This is a genomic window from Kitasatospora sp. RG8, assembly GCF_017813315.1.
In the GTDB taxonomy this organism is placed as follows: Bacteria; Actinomycetota; Actinomycetes; order Streptomycetales; family Streptomycetaceae; genus Kitasatospora.
In genome coordinates this window covers 1-22,905 of the sequence record NZ_JAGIYX010000026.1, presented here as the reverse complement: position 1 = coordinate 22,905, position 22,905 = coordinate 1, and the positions used below count along the sequence as shown (strand labels likewise).

20 protein-coding genes, 1 pseudogene and 1 riboswitch are annotated in these 22,905 nt (G+C 74.2%); of the genes and pseudogenes, 13 read left to right on the top strand and 8 right to left on the bottom strand.

Going from position 1 to position 22,905, the window contains the following annotated elements; translation table 11 throughout:
* The first annotated feature begins 122 nt into the window (after nucleotides 1–122).
* From J5Y04_RS30345 to J5Y04_RS30310, 8 genes are all read left to right on the top strand, one after another.
* The gene (locus J5Y04_RS30345) at nucleotides 123–683 is read left to right on the top strand and encodes a heme-binding protein (RefSeq protein WP_209415603.1); all 561 of its coding nucleotides are present in this window, start codon (nucleotides 123–125) and stop codon (nucleotides 681–683) included.
* A gap of 152 nt (nucleotides 684–835) precedes the next feature.
* Nucleotides 836–1,252, top strand: coding sequence for a PPOX class F420-dependent oxidoreductase (locus J5Y04_RS30340; RefSeq protein ID WP_209415690.1), 417 nt, complete (start codon nucleotides 836–838; stop codon nucleotides 1,250–1,252).
* A 44-nt stretch (nucleotides 1,253–1,296) separates the two neighbouring features.
* On the top strand, nucleotides 1,297–1,719 hold the full coding sequence (locus tag J5Y04_RS30335) for a hypothetical protein (protein ID WP_209415602.1): 423 nt from the start codon (nucleotides 1,297–1,299) through the stop codon (nucleotides 1,717–1,719).
* Between the two features lie 183 nt (nucleotides 1,720–1,902).
* Nucleotides 1,903–2,778 carry an NAD(P)-dependent oxidoreductase gene (locus tag J5Y04_RS30330; RefSeq protein ID WP_209415601.1) on the top strand — a complete coding sequence of 292 codons (876 nt, stop codon included), beginning with the start codon at nucleotides 1,903–1,905 and terminating at the stop codon, nucleotides 2,776–2,778.
* 206 nt (nucleotides 2,779–2,984) lie between these two features.
* Complete coding sequence (locus J5Y04_RS30325; protein ID WP_209415600.1) at nucleotides 2,985–3,542, top strand: GNAT family N-acetyltransferase; 558 nt, start codon at nucleotides 2,985–2,987, stop codon at nucleotides 3,540–3,542.
* A gap of 54 nt (nucleotides 3,543–3,596) precedes the next feature.
* Nucleotides 3,597–4,175 carry a flavodoxin family protein gene (locus J5Y04_RS30320; RefSeq protein WP_209415599.1) on the top strand — a complete coding sequence of 193 codons (579 nt, stop codon included), beginning with the start codon at nucleotides 3,597–3,599 and terminating at the stop codon, nucleotides 4,173–4,175.
* A 277-nt stretch (nucleotides 4,176–4,452) separates the two neighbouring features.
* The gene (locus tag J5Y04_RS30315) at nucleotides 4,453–5,667 is read left to right on the top strand and encodes an LPXTG cell wall anchor domain-containing protein (RefSeq protein ID WP_209415598.1); all 1,215 of its coding nucleotides are present in this window, start codon (nucleotides 4,453–4,455) and stop codon (nucleotides 5,665–5,667) included.
* 129 nt (nucleotides 5,668–5,796) lie between these two features.
* A complete protein-coding gene (locus tag J5Y04_RS30310; protein WP_374106143.1) occupies nucleotides 5,797–7,023 on the top strand; it encodes a hypothetical protein in 1,227 nt (408 codons plus the stop codon).
* Nucleotides 7,024–7,215: 192 nt separating this feature from the next.
* Here J5Y04_RS30310 and J5Y04_RS30305 read toward each other — a convergent pair whose 3' ends face one another.
* On the bottom strand, nucleotides 7,216–7,962 hold the full coding sequence (locus tag J5Y04_RS30305; protein ID WP_209415597.1) for an aquaporin: 747 nt from the start codon (nucleotides 7,960–7,962) through the stop codon (nucleotides 7,216–7,218).
* A gap of 210 nt (nucleotides 7,963–8,172) precedes the next feature.
* Between J5Y04_RS30305 and J5Y04_RS30300 the strand changes: the two genes are divergently transcribed.
* Nucleotides 8,173–8,949 carry a MerR family transcriptional regulator gene (locus J5Y04_RS30300; protein ID WP_209415596.1) on the top strand — a complete coding sequence of 259 codons (777 nt, stop codon included), beginning with the start codon at nucleotides 8,173–8,175 and terminating at the stop codon, nucleotides 8,947–8,949.
* A gap of 27 nt (nucleotides 8,950–8,976) precedes the next feature.
* Here J5Y04_RS30300 and J5Y04_RS30295 read toward each other — a convergent pair whose 3' ends face one another.
* Nucleotides 8,977–10,134, bottom strand: a complete 1,158-nt coding sequence (locus J5Y04_RS30295; RefSeq protein WP_307853380.1) for a helix-turn-helix domain-containing protein — start codon at nucleotides 10,132–10,134, stop codon at nucleotides 8,977–8,979.
* Between the two features lie 243 nt (nucleotides 10,135–10,377).
* Here J5Y04_RS30295 and J5Y04_RS30290 point away from each other — a divergent pair, with 243 nt between their 5' ends.
* Both J5Y04_RS30290 and J5Y04_RS30285 read left to right on the top strand, forming a co-directional pair.
* Nucleotides 10,378–11,055 carry a SigE family RNA polymerase sigma factor gene (locus J5Y04_RS30290; RefSeq protein WP_209415688.1) on the top strand — a complete coding sequence of 226 codons (678 nt, stop codon included), beginning with the start codon at nucleotides 10,378–10,380 and terminating at the stop codon, nucleotides 11,053–11,055.
* Nucleotides 11,052–12,509 carry a hypothetical protein gene (locus tag J5Y04_RS30285; protein WP_209415595.1) on the top strand — a complete coding sequence of 486 codons (1,458 nt, stop codon included), beginning with the start codon at nucleotides 11,052–11,054 and terminating at the stop codon, nucleotides 12,507–12,509. The genes J5Y04_RS30290 and J5Y04_RS30285 overlap by 4 nt, the downstream gene beginning before the upstream one ends.
* Before the next feature lie 145 nt (nucleotides 12,510–12,654).
* Here J5Y04_RS30285 and J5Y04_RS30280 read toward each other — a convergent pair whose 3' ends face one another.
* Both J5Y04_RS30280 and J5Y04_RS30275 read right to left on the bottom strand, forming a co-directional pair.
* Entirely contained in the window at nucleotides 12,655–14,157 is a 1,503-nt protein-coding gene (locus J5Y04_RS30280; RefSeq protein WP_307853379.1) for an aminopeptidase P family protein, read from the bottom strand.
* Between the two features lie 128 nt (nucleotides 14,158–14,285).
* Nucleotides 14,286–15,791, bottom strand: coding sequence for a PP2C family protein-serine/threonine phosphatase (locus J5Y04_RS30275; protein WP_209415593.1), 1,506 nt, complete (start codon nucleotides 15,789–15,791; stop codon nucleotides 14,286–14,288).
* Nucleotides 15,792–16,382: 591 nt separating this feature from the next.
* Here J5Y04_RS30275 and J5Y04_RS30270 point away from each other — a divergent pair.
* Nucleotides 16,383–17,024, top strand: coding sequence for a bifunctional DNA primase/polymerase (locus tag J5Y04_RS30270; RefSeq protein WP_209415592.1), 642 nt, complete (start codon nucleotides 16,383–16,385; stop codon nucleotides 17,022–17,024).
* 404 nt (nucleotides 17,025–17,428) lie between these two features.
* On the opposite strand, the gene J5Y04_RS30265 is transcribed toward J5Y04_RS30270, so the two are convergent.
* From J5Y04_RS30265 to J5Y04_RS30250, 4 genes are all read right to left on the bottom strand, one after another.
* On the bottom strand, nucleotides 17,429–18,415 hold the full coding sequence (locus J5Y04_RS30265) for a DUF5926 family protein (RefSeq protein ID WP_209415591.1): 987 nt from the start codon (nucleotides 18,413–18,415) through the stop codon (nucleotides 17,429–17,431).
* Between the two features lie 122 nt (nucleotides 18,416–18,537).
* Nucleotides 18,538–19,167, bottom strand: coding sequence for an ATP-binding protein (locus tag J5Y04_RS44035; RefSeq protein ID WP_209415687.1), 630 nt, complete (start codon nucleotides 19,165–19,167; stop codon nucleotides 18,538–18,540).
* A gap of 364 nt (nucleotides 19,168–19,531) precedes the next feature.
* Entirely contained in the window at nucleotides 19,532–20,374 is an 843-nt protein-coding gene (locus J5Y04_RS30255) for a glycerophosphodiester phosphodiesterase family protein (protein WP_307853377.1), read from the bottom strand.
* A gap of 177 nt (nucleotides 20,375–20,551) precedes the next feature.
* Nucleotides 20,552–22,033 (bottom strand): cytosine permease, encoded by a 1,482-nt coding sequence (locus J5Y04_RS30250; protein WP_209415589.1) that lies wholly within the window; start codon nucleotides 22,031–22,033, stop codon nucleotides 20,552–20,554.
* Nucleotides 22,026–22,174: riboswitch (TPP riboswitch) on the bottom strand. (Overlaps the previous gene by 8 nt.)
* A gap of 253 nt (nucleotides 22,175–22,427) precedes the next feature.
* Between J5Y04_RS30250 and J5Y04_RS43310 the strand changes: the two are divergent.
* Nucleotides 22,428–22,905, top strand: a pseudogene (locus J5Y04_RS43310) (2-oxoglutarate dehydrogenase, E2 component, dihydrolipoamide succinyltransferase); the annotation flags it as partial.

Sequence of the window (22,905 nt, the reverse complement as noted above, 5' to 3'; positions counted from 1 at the left end):
CGCCGGACCGTCGATGTGGGGGAGGGGTCCGCGCCCGGAGGATCGGTACCGAAGCCGCCGAGCCCGACCCGGTCCCCCTGGTTCCGGCCGTGGCCCCGACCGAACCGACGAGGAGCCTGACCATGAAGAAGACCTCCGTGCGCACCCGCGTGCTGACCGGTACCGTCGCCGCCGCCGCGCTCGCGGCCGCCACCGTGGGCGCCGTCTCCGCCAGCGCCGAGACCACCGAGGCCCCGGCCGTCGCCGCAGCGGTGAAGGCCGACACCCAGAACAAGAACCTCACCCAGACCACCGGTCTGACCATCGAGGCCGCCACCAAGGCCGCCCAGGCCACCCTGGACGCGGCCAACAAGGCCGGCCAGCACGTCTCGGTCGCCGTGGTCGACCGGGACGGGATCACCCGGGTGCTGCTCAAGGGCGACGGGGCCGGCCCGCAGTCGCCGGAGTCCGCCGAGCGCAAGGCGTTCACGGCCGTCTCCTGGAACGCGCCGACCTCCGAGCTGGCCAAGCGCCTCGCCCAGGCGCCGAACCTCAAGGACATCCCGGGCACGCTGTTCCTGGCCGGTGGCGCCCCCGTCCAGGCCAAGGGCGCGCCGATCGCGGCGATCGGCGTCGCGGGCGCGCCCAGTGGCGACCTCGACGAGCAGTTCGCCCAGGCGGGCGTTGCCGAGCTCGCCAAGTAGCCGGACCCGCCAAGTAGCCGGGCCGTCGGGCAACCGGCCGGCGCGCCCGCCCCGGCACGGGCGCCCCGCCCCCCAGGCTCCCGTGCCGGGAATCCGCCCGGTACCTGGTGCGGTGCCGTGCCGGAGCGGCCAGGATGATCGGCATGGCACACATGACCGAGGCCGAGTGGCGCGCCTTCCTCGCCGCCGGCACCCGTACCGCCAAGATCGCCACCACCAGGGCCGACGGCCGCCCGCACGTCGCGCCGGTCTGGTTCCTGCTGGACGGCGACGAGATCGTCTTCAACACCGGGGCGAACACCGTCAAGGGCCGCACCCTCGCCCGCGACGGCCGGGTGATGCTCTGCGTGGACGACGAGCGCCCGCCGTTCTCCTACGTCCTGGTGCAGGGCACGGCGAACCTCAGTGACGACCTGGCCGAGGTGCGCACCTGGGCCACCCGGATCGCCGCCCGCTACATGGGCGAGGACCTCGCCGAGCAGTACGGCGCCCGCAACGGGGTTCCGGGCGAGCTGCTCGTACGAGTGAAGATCGAGAAAGTCGGCGCAGAACAGGGGGTGGCCGACTGAAAAGCCGGGTGCCGCTGTCGGTGGCGCGTGGCAGGCTTCCCGGTATGACGGCGTGGACCCTCAACGACATCGAACGTGCGATCCGCTCCTCCTGGGGTGTCGACACCTGTGCGCCCGAGGACCTGGCCCACTGGCGTCCCGACAATCCCGCCCGCGGCCAGTGCGGGGTGACGGCGATGGTGCTGCACGACCTGTTGGGCGGCGAGCTGATGATGGGCGAGGTGCACGTCGGCGGGGTCCGGACGGACCTGCACTGGTGGAACCGGTTCGCCACCGGCGTCGAGATCGACCTCACCCGCGAGCAGTTCGGCCCGGACGAGCTGGTCGGTCCGGGGCGGCCGGTCGCCCGTCCGCAGCGCCCGGGCCGGCTCCAGGCCCAGTACGAGCTGCTGCGCCACCGGGTGATCGCCGAGCTGGAGGCGGGCCTGCCCCGGATCTCGGTCGTGCCCGAGCGGGCGGTCGCCTGAGCAGGGAGCCCCGAGCGGGGAGCGCCTCAGCGGGGAGCGTCCGGGCGGGCGGTCATCCGGGGGCGGGAGTGTGGGCGTGGGCGCGCTTGAACCCTGCGGCGGGAGCGTTCTGACGTACAGTCGGGCGGGCCGGGCGTCCGGCGACACGTTGCCGGGCGAGGGTGGGAGTGTGCGGTGGGCGGGATGACGGTCGGGTTCGTGGGACTCGGTGCGATGGGGCAGGGCATGGCCGCCAGTCTGCTGCGGGCCGGTCACCGGGTCCGGGTCTGGAACCGCTCGCCCGAACCGGTGGCCGCGCTGGTGGCCCAGGGGGCGGAGGCCGCCGACGGTCCGGCCGGCGCGTTCGCGGCCGAGGCGGTGGTCTCGATGCTCGCCAACGACGAGGCGGTCGAGCGGCTGCTGCTCGACCCGGCCCTGCTGGCCGGGGCCGCCGCCTCCGTCCACGTCAACATGGCCACGATCTCGGTGGCGCTCGCCGAGCGCGCCGAGGCCCTGCACACCGAGCACGGCCTCGGTTACGTCGCCGCTCCCGTCCTCGGCCGGCCCCCGGTGGCGGCGGCCGGAGAGCTCAACATCCTGGCTGCGGGCAGCCCGGCGGCGCTCGCCGCCGCCGAGCCGCTGCTCGCCGCGATGGGCCGGCGGACGTGGCACTTCGGGGAGCGCCCGCCGCAGGCCAACACCGCCAAGATCAGCACCAACTTCCTGCTGGCCTGCGCGATCGAGTCGATGGCCGAGGCGTGCAGTCTGGCCGAGGCCAACGGCGTCCGGCCGGTCGACCTGATCGAGATGCTCAGCGGCACGCTCTTCCCCGGGCCGGTCTACTCCGGCTACGGCGCGATGGTCGCCGAGCGCCGCTACGAACCGGCCGGATTCCGGCTGCCGCTCGGCCTCAAGGACGTCAACCTCGCGCTGACCGCGGGCGCCGACGCCCACGTGCCGCTGCCGTTCGGCAGCATCCTGCGGGACGCCTTCCTGGACGCGCTCGCGCACGGGGACGGGGAGAAGGACTGGGCCGCCGTCGCGGCCGTCGCCCGCCGCCGGGCCGGGCTCCCGGCGTAAGCGCGACGCGAACCGGCGGACCACCCCGCGTCCCGGCGTCGGAACCCCGCGGGCAGGCACCGACTCCCGCGGGCGGCACCGACCCCCGCGTCCCGGCGTCGGAACCCCGCGGGCGGCACCGACCCCCGTGTCCCGGCCTCGGAACCCCGTCTCCCGGCGGCGAAAACCCGGTGCCCGGCACCGTTGCGGCTGCCTACGATCGCGCCGTGACGCTGACGAACGAACACCGCTCCGGCGAGCCGTGGCTGGTCCGCACCGACCGGCTGGAGCTGCGCGCGGTCTGCGCCGACGACCTCGCCGAGCTGTTCCGGATCAACACCGACCCCCGGACGTGGAGTCACGTCCCCGAGGGGCGGCACCGGGACGAGGAGACCACCCGGGCCTGGATCGGACGGGCCGTCAAGTCCTGGGAGTCGTTCGGCCTGGGCTACTGGACGGCCCGGCTCCCGGCCGACGGCACGGTGGTCGGCGTCGGTGGCGTCGCCTTCCAGCCCGCCTCCGGCTTCTGGAACCTCTACTACCGGCTGGACCCGGCGCACTGGGGCCGCGGCTACGCCACCGAGCTGTCCCGGGCCGCTGCCGGCGCCGCCCGCCGGCACTCGCCCGAGGTGCCGGTGGCGGCCTGGATCCACACCCACAACGCCGGCTCCCGCCGCGTCGCGGCCCGGCTCGGTCTGGCCGACCGGGGTCTGCGCCGCGACCCGACGCTCGGCGAGCTGCTGCACCTGTACACGGACCGGCAGGTGCCGCCGTCCGGGGCGTAGCGCCGGCTCGTAGACTCGAAGCTCTTTTCGAGTCGTCACAGCCACGGGGGCCCCATGTCCGAGCAGCACGCCGGTACCGAAGCGCCGCGCAGTTTCCTCTTCCTGAACGCCAGCTCGCGGCCGGGCGGAAACTCCGAACAGCTCGCCAGGATCGCCGCCGGGGCGAGCCTGCCGGCCGGTGCCGAGCAGCGCTGGCTGCGGCTGAGCGAGCACCCGCTGCCGTTGTTCGAGGACCGCCGTCACGCCGACGACGGGGGCTTCGGCGAGCCGGTCGGGCACGAGCGGACCCTGCTGGACGCCACGCTGGCCGCGACCGACGTGGTCTTCGTCGCGCCGCTGTACTGGTACTCGCTGCCGACCAGCGCCAAGCTCTACCTCGACCACTGGTCGGCCTGGTTGCGGGTGCCCGGCGCGGACTTCCGGGCCCGGATGGCCGGCGGTACCGTCTGGGCCGTCACGGCGCTGGCCACCGAGCCCGACAAGGCGGACCCGCTGATCGGTACCCTGCGGCTCTGCGCGGACTACATGGGCATGCGCTGGGGCGGTGCGCTGCTAGGCAACGGCACCCGCCCGGGGGACGTGCTGAAGGACGAACCGGTCCTGGCCGCGGCCGAGTCGTTCTTCGCCGGCTGACCCGTACCGGGGGAGGCCCCTCCGGGCGTGTACCGGTCACGCTGCGGCACCCGACAGTCGGGCACAAAAGCCGCACGGGGCGACGGAGTTGGGCCAATCGGACAGGGCGTCGGCGGCGGCGTGTACGAAGCGTGGTACCCGCCTTCCGGGAGCGCGGGGTCCTTCGGTAGTCTCCGTCGGACTTTCAGCTTCGCGGGGGGACTGCTGTTCGGACAGCACTGCCCTGCCGCGCCCCCGGGCCGCGCCCGGAGACACTCTCGTGAGGTCTTCCTTGCCCATGTCCATTCGTCGCAGTCTTGCCCTCGCCGGCGCCGCCGCGCTCGCGTCCTCGATGGTGCTCGCCGGTGCCCAGGGCGCCGCCGCCGTCGGAACCACCGGGTCCCCGTCCGCCACGGCCGCGCCGCAGGCCGACAAGGCTGGCCACCAGAGCCTCGACCTGTCCGTGCGCGGGGTGCCGGACACCTTCGTCGCGGGTGGCGACGCCCGCGAGTTCACCTTCAAGATCGACAACTCCACGAAGCACGACTTCGTCCTCATCCCGCTGCTCAAGTTCAAGAACCGCGAGGGCAGCCTGAAGGCGGGCGACCTCAAGGTCGAGTACCAGCTGCCCGGCGGCCAGTGGCTGCCCGGCTCGGTCGCGCCCGGCGGCGGGGACAGCGACGACAACGCGGTGCTCACCGTCCTCGGTGGCGTGGGCCAGGACGGCAACGTCGTCGACGACGCCCTCCAGGTCGTCAACCAGGGCAAGAACCTCGTCATCAAGGTCCGGGCCTCCTTCACCAAGGACGCCCCGCTGGGCAAGGCCGGCGTGGTGCCGGTCGTGTTCTCCGCCCCGCTGGACGACAAGACCCACGAGCCGTCCGGCGAGGCCCGCTTCAGCTGCGACGGCATCCGCGGCGCGGGCTTCACCATCAAGGCCGGCGGTGGCCAGCCGAGCCCGACCGGCAAGCCCACCACGGCGAAGCCGACCGGCAAGCCGAGCCCGACGGCCACCCACTCGCCGTCCGCGTCCACCTCGCCGTCGGCGTCGACCAGCGCGACCGCCTCGCCGTCCGCCTCGGCCACCAGCAGCGCGACCGCCTCGCCGTCGGCGTCGACCAGCGCGACCGCCTCGCCGTCCGCCTCGGCCACCAGCAGCGCGACCGCCTCGCCGTCCGCGACGACGACCGCGACCGCCTCGCCGTCCGCCTCGGCCACCACCGCGCCGAGCGTGTCCGCCACCGCCTCCGCCCCGGCCCCGGCCGCGAGCAGCAGCGACGTGCAGCAGCCGATCGACTTCCCGGTGGCGGTCCCGACCGTCACCGCGCCGAAGCTCACCCCGGCCGCCGTCACCAAGGCCAAGGCCGCCGCCGACAACGCGGACAAGGCGCTGGCCCAGACCGGTGGCGGTGACGACACCACCGCCATCGCGATCGCCGGCGGCGCCGTCCTCGCGGCCGGTGCCGGCACCCTCCTGGTGCTGCGCCGCCGCAAGTCCGCCCAGCAGGGCTGAGCGCAGGCGAACCGCTGAAGCGCCCCTCGGGTGTCCGCCCGCCGGACACCCGAGGGGCGCTTCCGCTTCCCCGGGGTCCCATAGGATGACCGGCCGGAGGGGGGCGGAACAGCGCGGAGAGGTACAGGGGTGCGGGGAGCACGTTCGGCACGGGCCAGGACCGACTACGAGGCCGCCACGGGGCGGATCGCAGGACTGCCGTTGCGCAGGCACCACGTCCTGCTGGTCGCCTGGACGGTGCTCTGGTTCCTGCTGGTCGAGCCCAGCGGCGGCTTCTCCTGGCACTACCTGCGCCAGGGCGAGGAGCTGCTCTTCAGCGGCCAGCCCGACGGCGGGCTCTCGCTCTACGCGCACCACCCCGAGCTGCAGATCGGCCCGGTCAGCCTGGCCGTGGCGAGGCTCTTCGACCCGTTCGCCGCGCACACCGGCGAGGTGCTGGCCGAGGCGGCGATGTCCGGGCTGGGCCTGGTGATGCTGGTCCTGGTCGGCCGTACCGCCGCCTGGTACTACCTCGGCACCGGCACCAACCACCGCCGGCTCCAGCAGCGGCTGTTGGTCGCCGGGCTGGCGTTCATCCCGATGTGGGTCGAGGTCTCGGTCCGCTTCGCGCACCTAGACGACGTGCTGGCGCTCTTCTTCACCACCCTCGCCGCGCACGCGCTGAGCCGCGGCAAGCAGATCCAGGTCGCCGTGTACCTGGCGCTGGCGGTGGACTCCAAGCCGTGGGCGCTGGCCTTCGCCCCGCTGATCCTCGCCCTGCCCCGGCCGGCCTGGCTGCGGACCGCGCTCTGGTTCGCCGGGCTGGTGGCCGTTGCCTGGCTGCCGTTCTACCTGGGCAACCTGGACACGGTGGCCGCCGCCAAGTTCACCATCCCCAACCAGCCGGCCTCCGCGCTGCGCTGGTTCGGGGTCACCGACCCGGCCACCCCGTGGTGGGACCGGCCCACCCAGTTCGCGCTGGGGCTGGCACTGGGCAGCATCGCCGTCTGGCGCGGCCGCTGGCCGGCCGTCGTCCTGCTGGGGGCGGACGCCCGGATCCTCCTGGACCCCAGCGTCTACACCTACTACACCGCGTCGATCCTGCTCGGCACCCTGCTCTGGGACGCGGTCGGGCAGAAGCGGCTGGTCCCGTGGTGGAGCTGGATCGCGCTGGCCGCGCTGTACGGGGGCACGCTGCTGATCCCGTCGGACTCGGCACGCGGCCTCGTCCGGCTCGCCTTCGTGGTGGTCTCGGCCGGGTACGTGCTGCTCTGGCCCACCCGGCGGACCCGCCGTCCGCGCCGCGGGGGCGACGACCGGGCCGACGGCGGGGTGACCGGCGGGCGCGAGCGGGCACTGGTGGGGGCGGCCTCCTAGCCGGGGGCCTCAGCCCGCGACGACGCCGGCTCGCGACGACGCCGGCCCGTGCACGACGACGCCGGCCAGTGCGCAACGACACCGGCCCGTGCACGACGACGCCGGCCCGTGCATGACGACGCCGGCCCGTGCGCGACGACGCCGGCCCGTGCGCGACGACGCCGGCCGCGCAGCGTGGGCACCGATCCGGCGTCAGCCCGTGACGAGGTCGCGCGCGTCGTCCGGCACCTGGGTGGTCCGTGCCGCCCGGGACCGGCCGAACAGCGCCGCCGTCAGTGCCACGCCGACCGCCGCCCCGGCCAGCTGGGCCAGTACGAAGCCCGGCACGGAGCCGGGCGCTATCCCGGTGTAACTGTCGGTCAGGGCCCGCCCGAGGGTGACCGCCGGGTTGGCGAACCCGCCCGAGGAGGTGGCCCAGCAGGCCGCCCCGACCCAGAGGCCGACCGCCGCCGGCACCAGCCGCCCGCGCCCGCTGCCGGCCAGCCCGGCCACCACCAGCATCAGCGTCCCGGTGGCGACCGCCTCGCCGAGCCAGAGTGCGGTGCCGTCCCGGCCGTGCCCGGACGCCTCGGCGAACGGCCGCCCGAACATCACGTTGGCCAGGCCCGTCCCGGCCACCGCGCCGGCCGTCTGCGCGGCCGCGTACGCACCCAGTTCGCGCAGCGTCGGCACCGGACCGCTGCCCTCGCGCCGGCCGGACCACCATGCGCCCGCCGTCACCAGCGGGTTGAAGTGCCCGCCGGAGAGCGGGCCGAGCAGTTCGATCAGTACGGCCAGGGCGAACGCCGAGGCGCCGACGTTGACCAGGAACCGGACGGCGCCGTCGGAGCTGAGCGCGGCGGCCTGGATGCCCGAGCCGACCACCACGGCGGCCAGCGCCGTCGTGCCGACCGCCTCCGCGGCCAGCCGTCGTACCAGGGGCGGAGAGGTGGTGGTCATGGCGCCCATGCTGCTGGCTGCCGTCCGGCCCGGCAATAGGCGGCTTCGTCCAACCCGTGGCCCGGGCAGGGCGGTCCGCTAGGAGGGTCGCACGGTGCCGACGGCTCCCGGTGCGCGCGGGGCCGGTGGGCCGGATCTGCCGATACTGGGCTTGACCCTCACGCAACGGGAGGCGGGAGGCTCGTGGTCAGCAGGAAGGGAGCACCGCGGATGACCGGAGGACACTCGGTCGGTGAAGTGGCGAAGATCGCCGGTGTCACCGTCCGGACCCTGCACCACTACGACGGGATCGGACTGCTGTCCCCCCGGGGCCGCACCCCGGCCGGCTACCGCCGGTACCAGGACGCCGACCTCGACCGGTTGCAGCGCATCCTGTTCTACCGCGAACTCGGGTTCCCCCTGGAAGAGATCGCGGCCATCCTGGACGACCACTCGGTCAGCCCGAGCGAGCACCTGCGGCGCCAGCACCGGTTGCTGACCGACCGCATCGCCCACCTCCAGGTACTGGCCGCGGCCGTCGAACACGCCATGGAGGCAGAGAAGATGGGTATCCAGCTGACCCCGGAGGAGAAGTTCGAGGTCTTCGGCGAGTCCTACGAGGAGGAGTGGGAGACCGAGGCCGAGCAGCGCTGGGGCGACACCGAGGCCTGGGCGCAGTCCCAGCGCCGCACCGGAGGCTACGCCAAGGCCGACTGGGAGCGGATCAAGGCCGAGGCGGACGCGCTCAACGCCCGCCTGGTGGAGGCCTTCACCGCCGGCGAACCCGCCGACGGCGGCCCGGCCATGGACCTCGCCGAGGTCCACCGCCAGCACATCTGCGAGAACTTCTACGACTGCACCTTCGAGATCCACCGCGGCATCGCCGGGATGTACGTCGCCGACCCGCGGTTCACCGCCACCTACGAGCAGCTCGCCCCGGGCCTCGCCCAGTGGCTGCACGACGCCATGCTCGCCAACGCGGCCTTCCGTACCGGCGAGCAGGCCTAGGAACGCCCTGACGCCCCCGGACCGGGGTCAGGCGACCCCGCGGCCGAAGCTGCGGCGGTAGGCGGTGGGGGAGGTGTGCATCACGCGGCCGAAGTGGTGGCGGAAGGTCGCGGCGCTCTCGAAGCCGACGGCGGTGGCGACCTCCTCCACCGTGCCCTCCGGGGATTCGAGCAGCGGCAGGCTGGCCGCGATGCGCTGGGTGACGACCCAGCGCATCGGGCTGGTGCCGTTGCGGGCGGTGAAGTGGCGCAGGTAGGAGCGGTCGGACATCTGGGCGGCGCGGGCCAGCAGGGAGATGGTCAGCGGCGAGGCGAGGTGGTCCATCGCCCACTGCATGGAGCGGGCGATGCCGTCGTCCTCCTCCTCGACCGGCCGGACGGCCGCCTCGATGAACTGGGCCTGGCCGCCGTCCCGGTGCGGGGGCACCACGAAGCGGCGGGCGACGCTGTTGGCCACCTTGGCGCCGTGGTCCCGGCGGACCAGGTGGAGGCAGAGGTCGATCCCGGCGGCGCTGCCGGCGCTGGTCAGCACGGAGCCGCCGTCCACGTAGAGCACGTCCGGATTGACGCGCACCGACGGGTGGCGCTGCTGGAGCAGTTCGGCGTACCGCCAGTGGGTGGTGGCCTCACGGCCGTCCAGCAGGCCGGCGGCGGCCAGCGCGAAGGCGCCCGAGCAGATCGAGACGATCCGGGCGCCGCGTTCGTGTGCCGTGCGCAGCGCGGCGACCAGTCCGGGGGAGACGTCGCCGCTGAACGCGTTGGGCACCCCGGGGATCACGACGGTGTCGGCGGCGGCGAGGTCGTCGAGGCCGTGACGGGCGGTCAGCGAGAAGCCGCCGACGGCGTTCAGCTCCGTGCCCGGCCGGTCGGCGCAGACCTTGAGCCCGTACCAGGGTGCCGCCAGCAGGCCGCTGAGCTCCGGCCGGGCGAGTCCGAACACCTCGACCACCACGCCGAGTTCGAACGGCGTCATGCCGTCGAAGGCGTACACCGCGACGTCGTGCACCGGCTCCGGGCGCCGTCCGATCGCGACGGCCACCGGCCCGGCCGTCCGCCGGACTGCCGTCTGCTCCTCGGTCGTCTGCTCTTCGTTCGTCTCCCGTCGGGTCGTATCCCGTTGGGCCGTCCGCCGGTCCGTCGTCCGCCGGTCCGTCGTCCGCTGCTCGGACGGCTGCTGATCGGCCACGGGAGACCCCCTGCTGACGGGTGGCGGGATGGCGGTGAGTGTAGCTGTTCCGGCCAGTCCGGAACTTTTTCCGGGAACGACTGCAACCCCGGGCCTCGCCGCGCGTCCATCGGTATGGGGGGCGTTCCGGAGCCGGAAGAACGGTACTGGCAGGATTCCCGCAGATCACGATCATGATCACAGTTCCTGACGGGCCGGGTCGCACCGGAAGCCGTCCTGGGGGAAAGCAGAACGTACATGTCCATGGCCATCGGGCCGATCGCGGGACCCGGGCGGAGCCGCGGCTTCTCCTTCGCCGGGCTGGTCGCTCTCCTCTTCGGCGCTCAGGAGGCCGTCGACGCGACGGCCGACGTGAGCGCGGACCAGGAGGCGGCACAGCGCCGTTCGGGCTTCCGGCTGCTGCGCGGGGGGCGCAAGCGGGCGGCCGAGGAGGAGCGGCCGACCCTGACCGATCTGTACCACGCGCACCGTCTGGGCCTGGTCCGGATGGCCGTCCTCCTGGTCGACCACCAGGACCTGGCCGAGGACGTCGTCCAGGAGGCCTTCACCCAGCTCTACCAGCGGCACGGGGAGCAGCTGGAAGACCTGGACAACGCCCTCGGGTACCTGCGGACCTCGGTGGTCAACGGTGCCCGGTCGATGCTGCGGCGCCGGAAGACGGCCCGCGAGTACGTTCCCCCGCACGAGGCCGATGCGCCGTCGGCCGAGGACCACGCCGTGCTCAACGACGAGCACCGGCGGGTCCTGGTCGCCCTGCAGGAGCTGACCCCCCGCCAGCGCGAGGTACTCGTGCTGCGCTACTGGTCGGACATGTCGGAGGCGCAGATAGCCGAGACCCTGGGGCTGTCCCGGGGCGCCGTGAAGTCCACCGCCAGCCGGGCATTGGACGCCTTGGAAAAGCATCTGGAGAAGGTTCGATGACCGACAAGCTTCCCCGCCAAATCGGCGGCGACGGTGGCGGGCCGGACGAAACCCCGATGGAACGGTTGCTCCGCGAGGCGATGAACGCCCGTGCGACGCAGATCACCGCGCACAGCCTCCGCCCGTCCGCCCCGCCGAGCAGCCGGGTCCGCCGGCTGCGGCCGGCGTACATCGCCGCCGTGCCGCTGTTCGGCCTGGCCGCCGCGGTGGCGGTCGGCGTGCTCGCCTTCAACGGCGGCCCCGTCGCCAAGCAGGAGGACCCGGGTCCGGCCGCCACCGTCCCGGTCACGGCGAGCCCGAGCCCGACGGCCGAGCCGACGACGACGCCGAGCGCGACCCCGAGCGCCACCGCCTCGGCCACCGCCACCACGACCGAGGAGCCGGGCGGGGCGGCCGATCCGACGCCCAGCGGCACCCCGAGCGCCACCACCACCAGCGCCACCACGCAGCCCAACACGCCCGCGACGCCGTACACCTTCCGCGGTGTGAAGTTCACGGTGCCGGCGGGCTGGCGGGTCGCTCCGCTGAGGACGGCCGGGTCCTCCACGCTCTGCGTCCTGGCCCCCGGGGCCCCGCAGGCCGCGACGGCCACCGACTGCTCCCCGTACGGCGCGGAGCTGAGCGTCTACAGCACGGCCGAGGAGGTGGACCACGCGACCTGGCCCACCGTGGACAGCGGCGACCTGGCGGACGGCTGGACGACCCAGCCCTACTGCCCGGTCTGGGGCAACCCGCACCCGATCGGCGGGTCCGACCAGCTGAAGAACACCACCGCTCCGCTGCGCACCCGGGACATCGTGGCGGGCCGTCCCGTCTTCAAGACCCAGTGGCAGGTCTCCTGCAACGCCAAGGAGAGCTTCACGGCGCAGCTCTGGTCGCTCAAGTCCGACCAGGTCTTCCTCGCGGCGGTCGGGCTCAAGCCCGAGCACCAGTCCGGACTGGTGTCGATCCTGAACACGATGGACCTGAGCGGGCGGACGGCCCCGCAGCTGAAGGCGAACCAGAACGACGTCGCGGTCAGCGTCGACGGCCTGACCTCGGGCCAGCAGGTGACCACCAACGGCACGACGGTGTCCTTCTCGGTGACGTACAAGAACACCGGCCAGACCAGCTACGCCTCGGTCCAGCCGCTGGTCTACACCGAGCAGTACGCGGGCACGCCCGCGGGGGCCGTGCAGATCAACGAGGGCAAGCTGGAGCGGCTGGACGGTGACGTCTGGAAGCCGCTGCCGCTCTCGCCCGGTGGTGGCATGGACTACGCGATGCTGGGCAAGGACGCCTCGTTCCCGCTGGCGCCCGGCCAGAGCAGGACGGTCAAGTACCGGATGTCCCTGGCCGCCACCGACGGGGCCGGGGTCATGCCGGTGACGGCGCGGGCGACGCTGCCGTTCGACGGCACCGGCCAGCTGACGGTCATCGGCGAGCGCAGCGTTCCGGTGCGCGTCGTCAAGTAGCTCGTCCGCCCGGCCCGAGGAGGTGCCGTGAGCAGGGCCTTCGCCCTGGTCACGGCGCCCTTCGCCACGACGGCCGGTCCACGACGGCGACGGCCCGGCTCCTCACGGGGGGAGCCGGGCCGTCGCCGTCGTCACGTCACCGGGTTCAGGCGAGCGAGGCCATCCACGCCTCGACGTCCTCGGAGCGGCGCGGAAGGCCGGCCGAGAGGTTCTCGTTGCCGTCGGCGGTGACCAGGATGTCGTCCTCGATCCGGACGCCGATGCCGCGGTACTCCTCGGGCACCGTCAGGTCGTCCTGCTGGAAGTACAGGCCGGGCTCGACGGTGAGAACCATGCCGGGCACCAGCAGCGCGTCGACGTGCTCCTCGGTGCGGGAGTGGGCGCAGTCGTGGACGTCCAGGCCGAGCATGTGGCCGGTGCCGTGCAGGGTCCAGCGGCGCTGGAGGCCCAGCTCCAGGACCTTCTCGACGTCGTACGCGGTGCCGTCCAGCAGGCCCCAGGCGAGCAGGCGCTCGGCGAGCACGCGCTGCGAGGCGTCGTGGAAGTCGCGGAACCGGGCACCGGGCTTCACGGCCGCGATGCCGGCCTCCTGCGCGTCGTAGACCGCGTCGTAGATCTTGCGCTGGAGGTCGTTGAACCGGCCGTCGATCGGCAGCGTGCGGGTGACGTCGGCGGTGTAGAGGGTGTGCGTCTCCACGCCGGCGTCCAGCAGCAGCAGCTCGCCCGGACGGACCTCGCCGTCGTTGCGGACCCAGTGCAGGGTGGTGGCGTGCGGGCCGGCGGCGCAGATGGAGCCGTAGCCGACGTCGTTGCCCTCGACCCGGGCGCGACGCCAGAAGGTGCCCTCGATCCAGCGCTCGGAGGTGGCGACGGCCTGGCCCAGCTCGCGGACCACGTCGGTGAAGCCGTTGACGGTCGCGGCGCAGGCGGCGCGCAGCTCGCCGATCTCCCACTCGTCCTTGACCAGCCGCAGGCCGCTCAGGAACTCCTTGAACTCGGCGTCCTTGTCGGCGTCCAGCACCTCGGCCAGCGCGGCCTCCAGGCCGGCGTCGTAGCCGCGCACGATGCGGGTCGGGACGGCGTCGCCCTTGGCCCGCTCGGCCAGCTCGTCGGCGGCCTTGCGGACGTCGCGGGCGGGCAGGCCGAGCAGCTGCTCCTGCTCGGTGAGGCTGTGGCGGCGGCCGACCCAGAGCTCGCCGTAGCCGTCCAGCCAGAACTCGCCGTTCTCCCGGTCGGAGCGGGGCAGCAGGTAGAGGCCGAAGGTGTGGCCGCTGTCGCCGGTGGGCTCGGCGACCAGCACCGCGTCCTCGGTCTGGTCCCCGGTGAGGTGCACGTACTCGCTGGCGGCGCGGAAGTCGTAGTCGGTGTCGTTGGCACGCACCCGCAGGTTGCCGGCCGGGACGACGAGGCGCTCACCGGGGTAGGCGGCGGACAGCCGGGCGCGGCGCTCGGCGGCGTACGGGGCCTGGGCGACCGGGGCGAGGTCGTGCAGCTCGGTGTCGGCCCAGCCGGACTTCATCGAGGCGGCCAGCTCGTCGGAGACCTCCGAGTACAGGCCGTTCTTGCGGCCCTTGAACTGCTTCGGCTGCTCCTCGCCGCCGGTGGCCTCGGGGTTCTCGGCCACTGCCGGGGTGCGGTCCTCGGTCACGTACGTCGCCTCCTTGCGCGTGGTGCCGCCCCGGCCGCGTCGGATCGCGACGCGCGTGGGCGGCCGTCCGTCCATGGTACGGACGGACGGCCGCCCACCTGTTCGGGGTGCGGCGGGAGGCGCCGGGCCTACGCGAAGCGGGCCGCCAGCAGCATCAGGTCGTCGGTGGCGGGGGCGGCGTCCGGATCGGGGCAGACGGCCAGCAGGTGGGCGCAGAGCCGGTCCGGGTCGATCCGCACGTCGCGCGGGGCGTCGGCCGCGGCCCGGCGCAGGTTGGCCTGCCCGGCGTGCAGGGTCGGGCCGCAGCGGCGGGCCAGGCCCTCGGTGTAGAGCAGCAGGGTGTCGCCGCGTCCGGCGGTCAGCTCGACCCCCGGCGCCTCCCAGCAGGAGAGCATGCCGAGCGGGGCGGAGAGCGAGGTCTCCACGAACTCGGCGCCGTACCGGGTGACCAGCACCGGCGGGCAGTGCCCGGCGCCGGCCAGGGTGATCCGGCGGTCCTCCGGCTCCACCCAGGCGTAGACGGCGGTGGCGCTGCGGGTCGGCTCGGTGGTCTTGAGCAGCAGCTCCAGGTCGCCGAGGACGGAGACCGGGTCCTCGCCCTCCAGCACCGCGTACGCCCGCAGGGCCGCCCGGACGCGGCCCATCGCGGCGGCCGCGCCGGGTGCCGAGCCCGGTCCGGCGCCGGGGCCGTCGCCGGAGACGCTGCCGACGGTCAGGCCGACGGTGCCGTCCGGCAGCGGGATGGCGTCGTACCAGTCGCTGCCGCAGGAGTGGTCCAGGCCGGCCGGGACGAGCCGGGCGGCGAGGCGGAGCCCGGCGGGCTGCGGCAGGCGGTCGGGCAGCAGGCCGCGGCGGAGCGCCTCGGTGGTGCGCCGCACCTTCTCGGCCTCCAGCTGCTTGGCCAGCAGCGGGGCGGCCACCTCGCAGTACCGGCGGGCCAGCTCGCGCTGGCGCTCGGTGGGCCCGGCGGGCTCGTCGTAGAACCAGAGGGCGGCGGCCAGCGGGCCCTCCTCCTCGGTGGCGAGCGGCAGGCCGTAGCAGCCGCCGAGGCCGAGGTGGGCGGCGAGCTCGCGCAGCCGGGGGCCGATCGCGGGGTCGGTGGCGAGGTCGCGGGAGGACAGCTGGGCCGGGCGGTCGTGCTCGCGCAGCAGCCGGGCGACCAGGCTCTGTTCCGGCGGCACCGTCTCCAGCGAGCCGAGGCTGGCGCGGTCCAGGCCGTACCCGACGGGCTGGCTGGGCCCGCCGCCGGGCAGTGCGGTGACCAGCAGGGCGCGGCGGGCGCCGAGCAGGGCGGTGCCGGAGGCCAGCACGGTGTCCAGGGTGGCGGCGAGGCCGCGGGCGCGGGCGAGCAGCCCGGTGTGCTCGTGCAGGCTGGTGAAATCGGACAGTCGTCCGGCCAAACGGTCCTGCACCGAGGGGGTGGGGGCGGTGCGGTCCCCGGCGGGGTCGGCCGGCTCGTCGGCGGCGGTCCCGTCGCCGGGACCGGTGAGCTCCCCGGCCGGTCCGGCGGCCTGTTCCACGGCCGGTCCGGCGGCGGGGCCGGGGAAGCCCGGGGGGTCGAGCACCGAGAGCCCGCTGGCGCCGCAGGGCTCGCCGGGCTCGGAGGAGGTCGACGGTGGGTGGGACTCGGTCATGCCGCCACTCCTGACGCGGTACGTGTCATGCGGAACCCCCAGGTACGGCCGATTGGAGCGAGGACGGCCAAAGGGCGCGTTTCGCCTCGATTCACTACTACTCGTCATTGATCGACAGCAATGCCACCACTTCTACACAGGCCATTCGGGGCATGTCCAGATCCGTGACGACGCGGGCGGCCGGTTCCCCGCCCGCCGCTGCCCACTCGGGGGCGCGAGCCGTTGATGCGCGCGCCGGTGGGTGACGAGGGCATGGAGCGGCCGGAGAACGGGCAGAACCGTGGGGACGGCTCCGGTGGCCGTCCGGATCGTATGCGTTGGCCGCCCGCGGACCGGGCCGGCCGGAAGTCACTCACTCGTACGGTGGAACCAACCGCGCCCGGGCGGCGTCCATCCGGTCGCATACGGGATTCTCGTTCCAAGGGCTGTTCTAATCCGCGGCCCTTTCAGGTCGTGCTCCACACCGTGCTCCACCGCTGCCACGCCGCTCGTCGCGCCCCCCGCCCCCTTCTCCGGGCCGGTGCGGCGCAGCCCGACGCGGGCCGGCGGGCCCCGGAGCGAACCGAGCGGTCACGGAAAGGAACGAGCGCCATGCGTGAGAACCCGAGGAGCAGCCGTTCGGCGGCCCGTGCCGCCCGGCTGGCCGAGGCCCTGGCGGCCGCCGTCGACCACCGCTGGCCCGTGGTGCCCGGCACGCTCGTGGTCGGCGGCGCCTGTTCCTGCGGCGACCCGGACTGCGCCGTCCCCGGCGCCCACCCGCACGACCCGTCGCTGCTCGCCGCCACCACCGACGCCCGGATGGTGCGGTGGTGGTGGGAGCGGCAGAGCCCGGACGCGCCGGTGCTGGCCGCGACCGGCCGGACCGTCTCGGCGGTCAGCCTGCCCGCCGCGGCCGGTGTCCGCGCGATCGCCTACCTCGGCGCGCTGCGGCTGCCGCTCGGCCCGGTGCTCGCGCTGCCCGGCCGGTACGCGCTCCTGGTCGCCCCCTACTCGCTGGACGTGCTCGGCGAGATGCTCGTCCAACTCCCTTGGGTTCCCGGCTCGTTGCGCTACCACGGGGCGGGCGGATTCCTCCCGCTGCCACCCGGCGGCGGGGCGGGCGGCCAGGTGCGCTGGGTGCGGGCGCCCCGCGCGGCGGCCGACGGCGGGGTCTGGTTGCCCCAGGTCGGGCCGCTGCTGGGCGAGTTGGTCGAGGCGACGGTCCGTCTGGACAGCGGGCGTTCGGCGTACTGAGCGGCGCTGCACGAGGTGCGGCGCGGTCGGGGTGCCGGCCGCGCCGGGACCTTCGCGGTGATCCACGGGCTCGGCGCCGGGCTCGGTTTCGGGCTTGGTGCCGGTCTTCGCCCGGGCTTCGCGCGGTCCTCGCGGGGCCGGTGCGGCCTCTTCGTGCGGCTGGTGCGGACGCTCCGCGGGGCTCGCCGTGGGCCCGTGTGGCGGACTGATCGGGCACGGCCGAACGGCTTGATCCGAAAAAAACAAAAGATCCGGCCGCTGGCGACGGGGGATGCACCAGCGACCGGACTCTTTAGACAGTAACAAGGATCCGCGGCCACGCCAATTTCCAAGAGGCCTTCACAGCCCGGAAATTGCGGTCCTGACGGCCAATGTGACGCGTATCACCCGGATCCCGGCCGCCTTTAGTTCAGGGTGACCTGACGGTTCACCAGGTTCGCCCGGGCGCGCCGCTCCTCGGCGGTCAGCGGCGTGGTGTCGGACAGCGTCGCGGCGAGCCGCTCGGCGAACTCGGCGGCCGGCTTCTCGCAGTCGGCCGCCGTCATGGCGAGCGGCAGGTCCCAGACCGGGACGGTCAGGCCGTGCGCGCGGAACGAGCCGACCAGGCGGGTGTCCGGGCCGATCGAGGACCGGTCGGCGGCGGTCAGCCGGGCCAGCGCGTCCAGCAGCTGCTCCTCCGGGACGGTCATCACCCAGCGCAGGTGGTTCTTGTCCGGGGTGCCGCACCAGTACGCGGAGTCCACGCTGTCGAGCTTCTCGGTCGGGATCGCCGAGGCGTTGGCGCGCTCCAGCGAGGCGGCCACCTCGCCGGTGGCGGTCTCGGCGTCCTCCAGCCAGAACTCGAAGCCGGTGTGCACGGCGGGCACGAAGGCGGCCTCGGCGTCCAGCAGGTCCTGCAGGCGGCGGCCGCCCGGGACGGTGCGGCGGGCCGGCACCGGCGTACCGGGCTCGGTGGCCAGCGCCAGCTCCAGCGCGTCGGCCAGGTCGCGGCTGAGGTCGCCGGAGGCGGACTGGGTCTGCAGGCCGAGCAGGATCGAACCGTCCTGGCGGCGCAGGGCCGGCCAGGCCAGCGGCAGCACGGTGGCCAGCGTGACCGACGGGACGTCACCGTTGGCGGCCTCGGCCACCCCGGCCGCCAGCGTCAGGGGCACCGTCGCGGCCGGCACCAGCTCACGCAGCGCCACCCAGTCGGCCTCGCCCGGCAGGCCCTCGAACGGGCGGTGCACCAGCTCCTGCACGGCGTGCGAGGCCTCGCGGCCGTGACACGCCTTGTACCGGCGGCCCGAACCGCAGGGGCAGTCTTCGCGGGCCCCGACGACGGGGATCTCGCCCGTGACGGCGGTGGTGGACTGGCTGCGCTGCGGCGCCTTCTTGGCGGCCTTCTTGCCCATGGTGCGGCTCTCCCGGGGACGGTTGTGTTGTGCTCCGGGCAGCCTACTGACGTTCCCCCGGCACGTGGGCACGCGCCGGGACGCCGGGCGGGGGAGGGGACACCCCGGGGGTCGCGCAGACCTCAGGCGCTGCGGGCATCACCGCCGGTGCGCCGGGCGTGCCGGGCCCGGGCGGGCAGCGCCGCCCACACCGTCACCTCGCCGGGCGCGTCGCGCACGCCCCAGTCGCTGGCCAGCTGGCCGACGATGCTCAGCCCGCGGCCGCCGCGCGAGGTCAGCGACGGGCTGGCGGGGGACGGCCGGGTCTGCGCCCCGCCGTCGGTCACCTCCAGGGTGAGGACCCCGTCCGCGTGCATCTGCCAGCGGACCAGCACGCCGCCGCCGTCCTCTCCGTCGTCCGGCTGGGCGGCCTGGGCCTGTGACTGGGTGTGACCCTGGGCGTGAGCCGGGGCGGCGGCCCTGGCCGTGGCGCCCGGTGCGCCGGCGGCCCCCGAGGGGACGCCGACCAGTACCTGGTCCACCACCTCGGCGCGGGCACTACGGCCGAGCGCGGGCAGCGGGCCGAGCGGCCGTGCGTAGCGACAGGCATTGCTCAGCAGTTCGGAAAGGATCAGAACAGCATCATCAATGACCGGTTCCGGAATCTCCCGGTCACCCAGATCTCGACGCAGTCGGCGCCGTGCGACCCCGACACTCGATGGGCCGTGCGGCACTGCCATGGTCGATGAAGTCGGCACTTCACGCGCCACCATCAACGCCACCCCCGGACCTCCTTCAGCGTATGCCGAGGGATGGATGCCCCTTGGTAATGCGTCGGAAACGACCGCGCGGCGATCCCTCGCGGACATTTCGCGCACCGCGACCCACGGTGCTCGACAGGTGATTCGACGCTCACCCTCCGTCGTGAAAACGGATAATCTCCGGCCAAAAAACGATCGTGGAAGGTTTGGGTTCCTACCAGGGCGATCAATAGATCGCGCAGGCGGAACCGCGCCCCGTCGGGTGGTCGCCGCCGGCCGTCACCCGCGGGTGGTCACCGCCGGCCGTCACCCGCGAGTGGTCACCGTCGCGCCCTCACCGTCGGGTGGTCGCCGTCGGTGGTGCCCCGCCGCCCGGTCACCGCCCGAGCTGGGCCAGGACCTCCGCCGGGCGGTTGGTGATGATCGCCGACACCCCGAGCTCCAGGCAGAGGTCCACGTCGGCCGGCTCGTCCACGGTCCAGACGTGCACCTGGTGGCCCAGCTCGCGCAGCCGCGTCACCAGCCGGGGCCTGGCCCGCACCAGGTCGATGCCGGGCCCGGCGATCCTGGCCCGGCCCGGCAGCGTCGCGCCCGGGCGGAGCCGGCCCTGCAACGGCAGCATCCGCTCGAAGAGGAAGACCCGCGGGTACTCCGGTGCGGCGGCGGCCACCCGGGTCAGGGCCAGCGAGGAGAAGCTCATGATCCGGGCCGCCGGGCGGTCGTCCTCGCGGGGACCGCCGTCCTGCTGCGCCCCGCCGATCTTGAACCGGTCGAGCATCCGCAGCAGCTCGCTCTCCACCCGTCCCCGGAAGCGGACCGGGTGCTTGGTCTCGATCGCCAGGTCCACCGGCCGTCCGCAGTCCGCGACCAGCTCCAGCAGGCTCTCCAGCCGCAGCACGCCGCGCAGCTCCGGGTCCTCGCTCGGCACGCCCGTCTTCCACGCGCCGAAGTCGTGCGCCTCCAGCTCCGCCAGCGTCATCGCGGAGACGGTGCCGCGGCCGTCCGAGACCCGGCCGATCCGGCGGTCGTGCACGCAGACCAGCTGCCCGTCGGCGGTCACCCGGACGTCGCACTCGACTGCGTCCGCGCCTTCTTCGAGCGCCCGGCGGTAGGCCGCGAGCGTGTGCTCGGGCAGCGCGTGCGAGGAACCGCGGTGGGCGATCACCTGGACGGGCGGCGCGGTGCGCGACGCCGCCGGGGAGAGGTCAGGGCTGGTCACGCGTCCACGATAGGCGTCGCAGGTGACGGACATGCGAAGACGGCCCCAACCTGCGGGGCCGTCTTCGTCCAGGGTGTCTTCCGGGCCGCCGTCCTCGTCCGGGTCGTGCCCGGGCCGGGCCGGGTCGCCCTTGCCCGGGCCGCCGCCGGTCGGGCGGCGGGGATCAGTCGGCGGGGGTCAGCCGGCGGGCGTCGCGGCCGGTGCGGACCGCCGGGTCAGCGGGGTGAGCGCCCAGGTGGCCAGGGCCGGCACCAGGAAGCCGAACAGCGACGCCGAGGTCCACTCCTGCGGCGTGAAGTGCAGCGCCGTCTGGGCGGAGGTCCAGAAGTCCGTCCACCAGCCGGCGATCGCGGTCGGGGCGATCAGCTGGTACGCCGCGAAGCCGAGCGCCCACGGCAGCAGCATCAGCCAGCGCGACGGCGCGTCGTCGGAGAGGTTCCAGCCGCGCCGCCCGGCGCCGAGGAAGTAGTCCACCGCCAGCACCGCGAACATCGGCACGAACACCGAGCCGATCAGGCCCAGGAAGGCGTAGTAGGAGTCGGTGAACTCGGTGATCTGCAGCGCCAGCACGGTGATCAGCAGGCCGGTCCCGCCGGTCAGCACCCGGCGGTCCACCTTCGGCAGCAGGTTGTGGACCGACATCGCGGTCGAGTACACGTTGGCGAAGGACTGGTCGGTCTCGCGCAGCACCAGGACCAGCAGGAAGAACCAGCCCGCCCAGACGCCCAGGAACGAGTCGAAGATCTTGGTGGCGTCCCCGTCGGACTGCAGCAGCGCGAACAGCCCGAGCACGTAGCACCAGACCTGGGCGAGGGTGTAGCCGGAGAAGCTCCCCCAGAACGCGGCGCGCGGGGTGCGCGAGTGCCGGGTGTAGTCGGCGGCCAGCGGCACGAACGAGATCGAGACGGCGATCATCGCGTCGGTGGCCTTCAGGAAGCCGTGCCAGTTGCCGGAGCCCGGGTCCGGCACGCCCTGGCGGCCCAGCTGGACGGTGAAGTACACCATCGCCACCGCCACCGCCCCGGCGACGAAGCGGCGCAGCACCGCGATCGCGCCCAGAGGCCAGATGGTCAGCGCGGTGGTCACCGCACCGGCCAGGACGACGAAGACCCAGCGGTAGCCCTCGGTGTGCGCGACGGTCTGCGCGCCCATCGCGATGACCAGCAGCTCGTACACGCCCCAGCCGATGCACTGGACGATGTTCAGCACGGTCGGGACGTACGAGAGCCTCGTACCGAACAGCCCGCGCAGGTTAGCCATCGCCGGGGCGCCGGTGCGCGCGCCGATCAGCGCGGCCACGCCGAGCATCGCCGTGCCGACCACGGTGCCGGCCACGATCGCGGTGACGGCGGCGGCCAGCGACAGCTCGCTGCCCTGCGCGCCCAGCACGGTCGCGGCGGTGGTGAAGCCGATCAGGCTGACGCCGAGGTTCATCCAGAGCGCGAAGTGGTCCCGGAAGCGGAGCGTGCGCGGCGGCTCGGTGTCCAGGACGAGCGGCGCCTCGACCCGGCCCTCGTGCTCCGGCCGGTCCAGCACCGCGGTGGCGGCCTTGGAACCGGGGGCGGGGGCGGTCGCGTCCGAGTGAACGGTCGTGGACGACTCGGGGAAACCCTTGGACGCGGGCGCGCCCGAAGAAGAGGATGGCGAAGCAGGCGGCATGGCCGATACTCCCTACGCCGGCATTACCCGGACAGGTTCCGGCGGTCTGCGCCCCCTCGACGATCCGTCCACGGAGTCCGTGGCGTACGGTCGACCGGCGCACTCTCAGCCTGGTGGGTCCAAGCTCCCGCGTGTCAGTTTGGAGCGACAGGCTAACCGGCGCAGGGGTGTAGGCCAAGGCCAGACGCCTGGCGGTCCGCATCGCGGGACGTCGAGGGCGGTGTCGCGAAGGCGGTCGGGAGGCCGGTCGCGGGGGCGTCGCGGGGCTGCGGCCGGGGGCGCTGTTGGGCCGGGCTAAGGATTCTTATGAGTTCTTCAGAAGGGTCCTTACGGCAATCGAATCGAGTGTGCGAAAAACTATGGTTGTTGGTCCTGTCAGCTATGGAGGTCGTCCGTGAGCACCGAGCGCGAGGTTGGGTCCACCGGGCCGCAGGGGGAGCAGCCCTCCGGCGGCCAGGGGGTGGTGGGTCCTGCTCCTGACGGTCCGGCGCAGTCCGCGTCCGCCGCGTCCGCCGGTCCCGCCCCCGCAGAGGCGCCCGAGGCCGACTACACCCTGACCGACGCCGCGGCGGGTACGCCGGCCGCCCCGGCCGCCGGTGGGTCGACGCCGACGCTGGCGTTCAGCAAGGTGACCGCGCCCGAGCCGGCCCCGGCCCCTGCGGCCCCGGCTCCCGCCGCTGCGCCGGAGCCCGCTCCGGCCGTGGCCGACACCGGCTACATCGACGCCCCGCCGCCGGTCCTGCCGCCCGCCCCGCCCGCGCCCGCCGCCCACGCGGCCCCCGCGCCTGCCGCTCCGGCCGGCAACCCGTCCGCCGCCCCGGCCGCTCCCGCGGCGCCCGCCGCTCCCGCCGCTCCCGCGGCGCCCGCCGCCC

Coding starts and splice junctions, on each gene's coding strand:
- J5Y04_RS30345 (WP_209415603.1), top strand. CDS start 123: ATGAAGAAGACCTCCGTGCGCACCCGCGTGCTGACCGGTACCGTCGCC.
- J5Y04_RS30340 (WP_209415690.1), top strand. CDS start 836: ATGACCGAGGCCGAGTGGCGCGCCTTCCTCGCCGCCGGCACCCGTACC.
- J5Y04_RS30335 (WP_209415602.1), top strand. CDS start 1,297: ATGACGGCGTGGACCCTCAACGACATCGAACGTGCGATCCGCTCCTCC.
- J5Y04_RS30330 (WP_209415601.1), top strand. CDS start 1,903: ATGACGGTCGGGTTCGTGGGACTCGGTGCGATGGGGCAGGGCATGGCC.
- J5Y04_RS30320 (WP_209415599.1), top strand. CDS start 3,597: ATGTCCGAGCAGCACGCCGGTACCGAAGCGCCGCGCAGTTTCCTCTTC.
- J5Y04_RS30315 (WP_209415598.1), top strand. CDS start 4,453: ATGTCCATTCGTCGCAGTCTTGCCCTCGCCGGCGCCGCCGCGCTCGCG.
- J5Y04_RS30305 (WP_209415597.1), bottom strand. CDS start 7,962: ATGACCACCACCTCTCCGCCCCTGGTACGACGGCTGGCCGCGGAGGCG.
- J5Y04_RS30300 (WP_209415596.1), top strand. CDS start 8,173: ATGACCGGAGGACACTCGGTCGGTGAAGTGGCGAAGATCGCCGGTGTC.
- J5Y04_RS30290 (WP_209415688.1), top strand. CDS start 10,378: ATGGCCATCGGGCCGATCGCGGGACCCGGGCGGAGCCGCGGCTTCTCC.
- J5Y04_RS30285 (WP_209415595.1), top strand. CDS start 11,052: ATGACCGACAAGCTTCCCCGCCAAATCGGCGGCGACGGTGGCGGGCCG.
- J5Y04_RS30275 (WP_209415593.1), bottom strand. CDS start 15,791: ATGACCGAGTCCCACCCACCGTCGACCTCCTCCGAGCCCGGCGAGCCC.
- J5Y04_RS30270 (WP_209415592.1), top strand. CDS start 16,383: ATGCGTGAGAACCCGAGGAGCAGCCGTTCGGCGGCCCGTGCCGCCCGG.
- J5Y04_RS30265 (WP_209415591.1), bottom strand. CDS start 18,415: ATGGGCAAGAAGGCCGCCAAGAAGGCGCCGCAGCGCAGCCAGTCCACC.
- J5Y04_RS44035 (WP_209415687.1), bottom strand. CDS start 19,167: ATGGTGGCGCGTGAAGTGCCGACTTCATCGACCATGGCAGTGCCGCAC.
- J5Y04_RS30250 (WP_209415589.1), bottom strand. CDS start 22,033: ATGCCGCCTGCTTCGCCATCCTCTTCTTCGGGCGCGCCCGCGTCCAAG.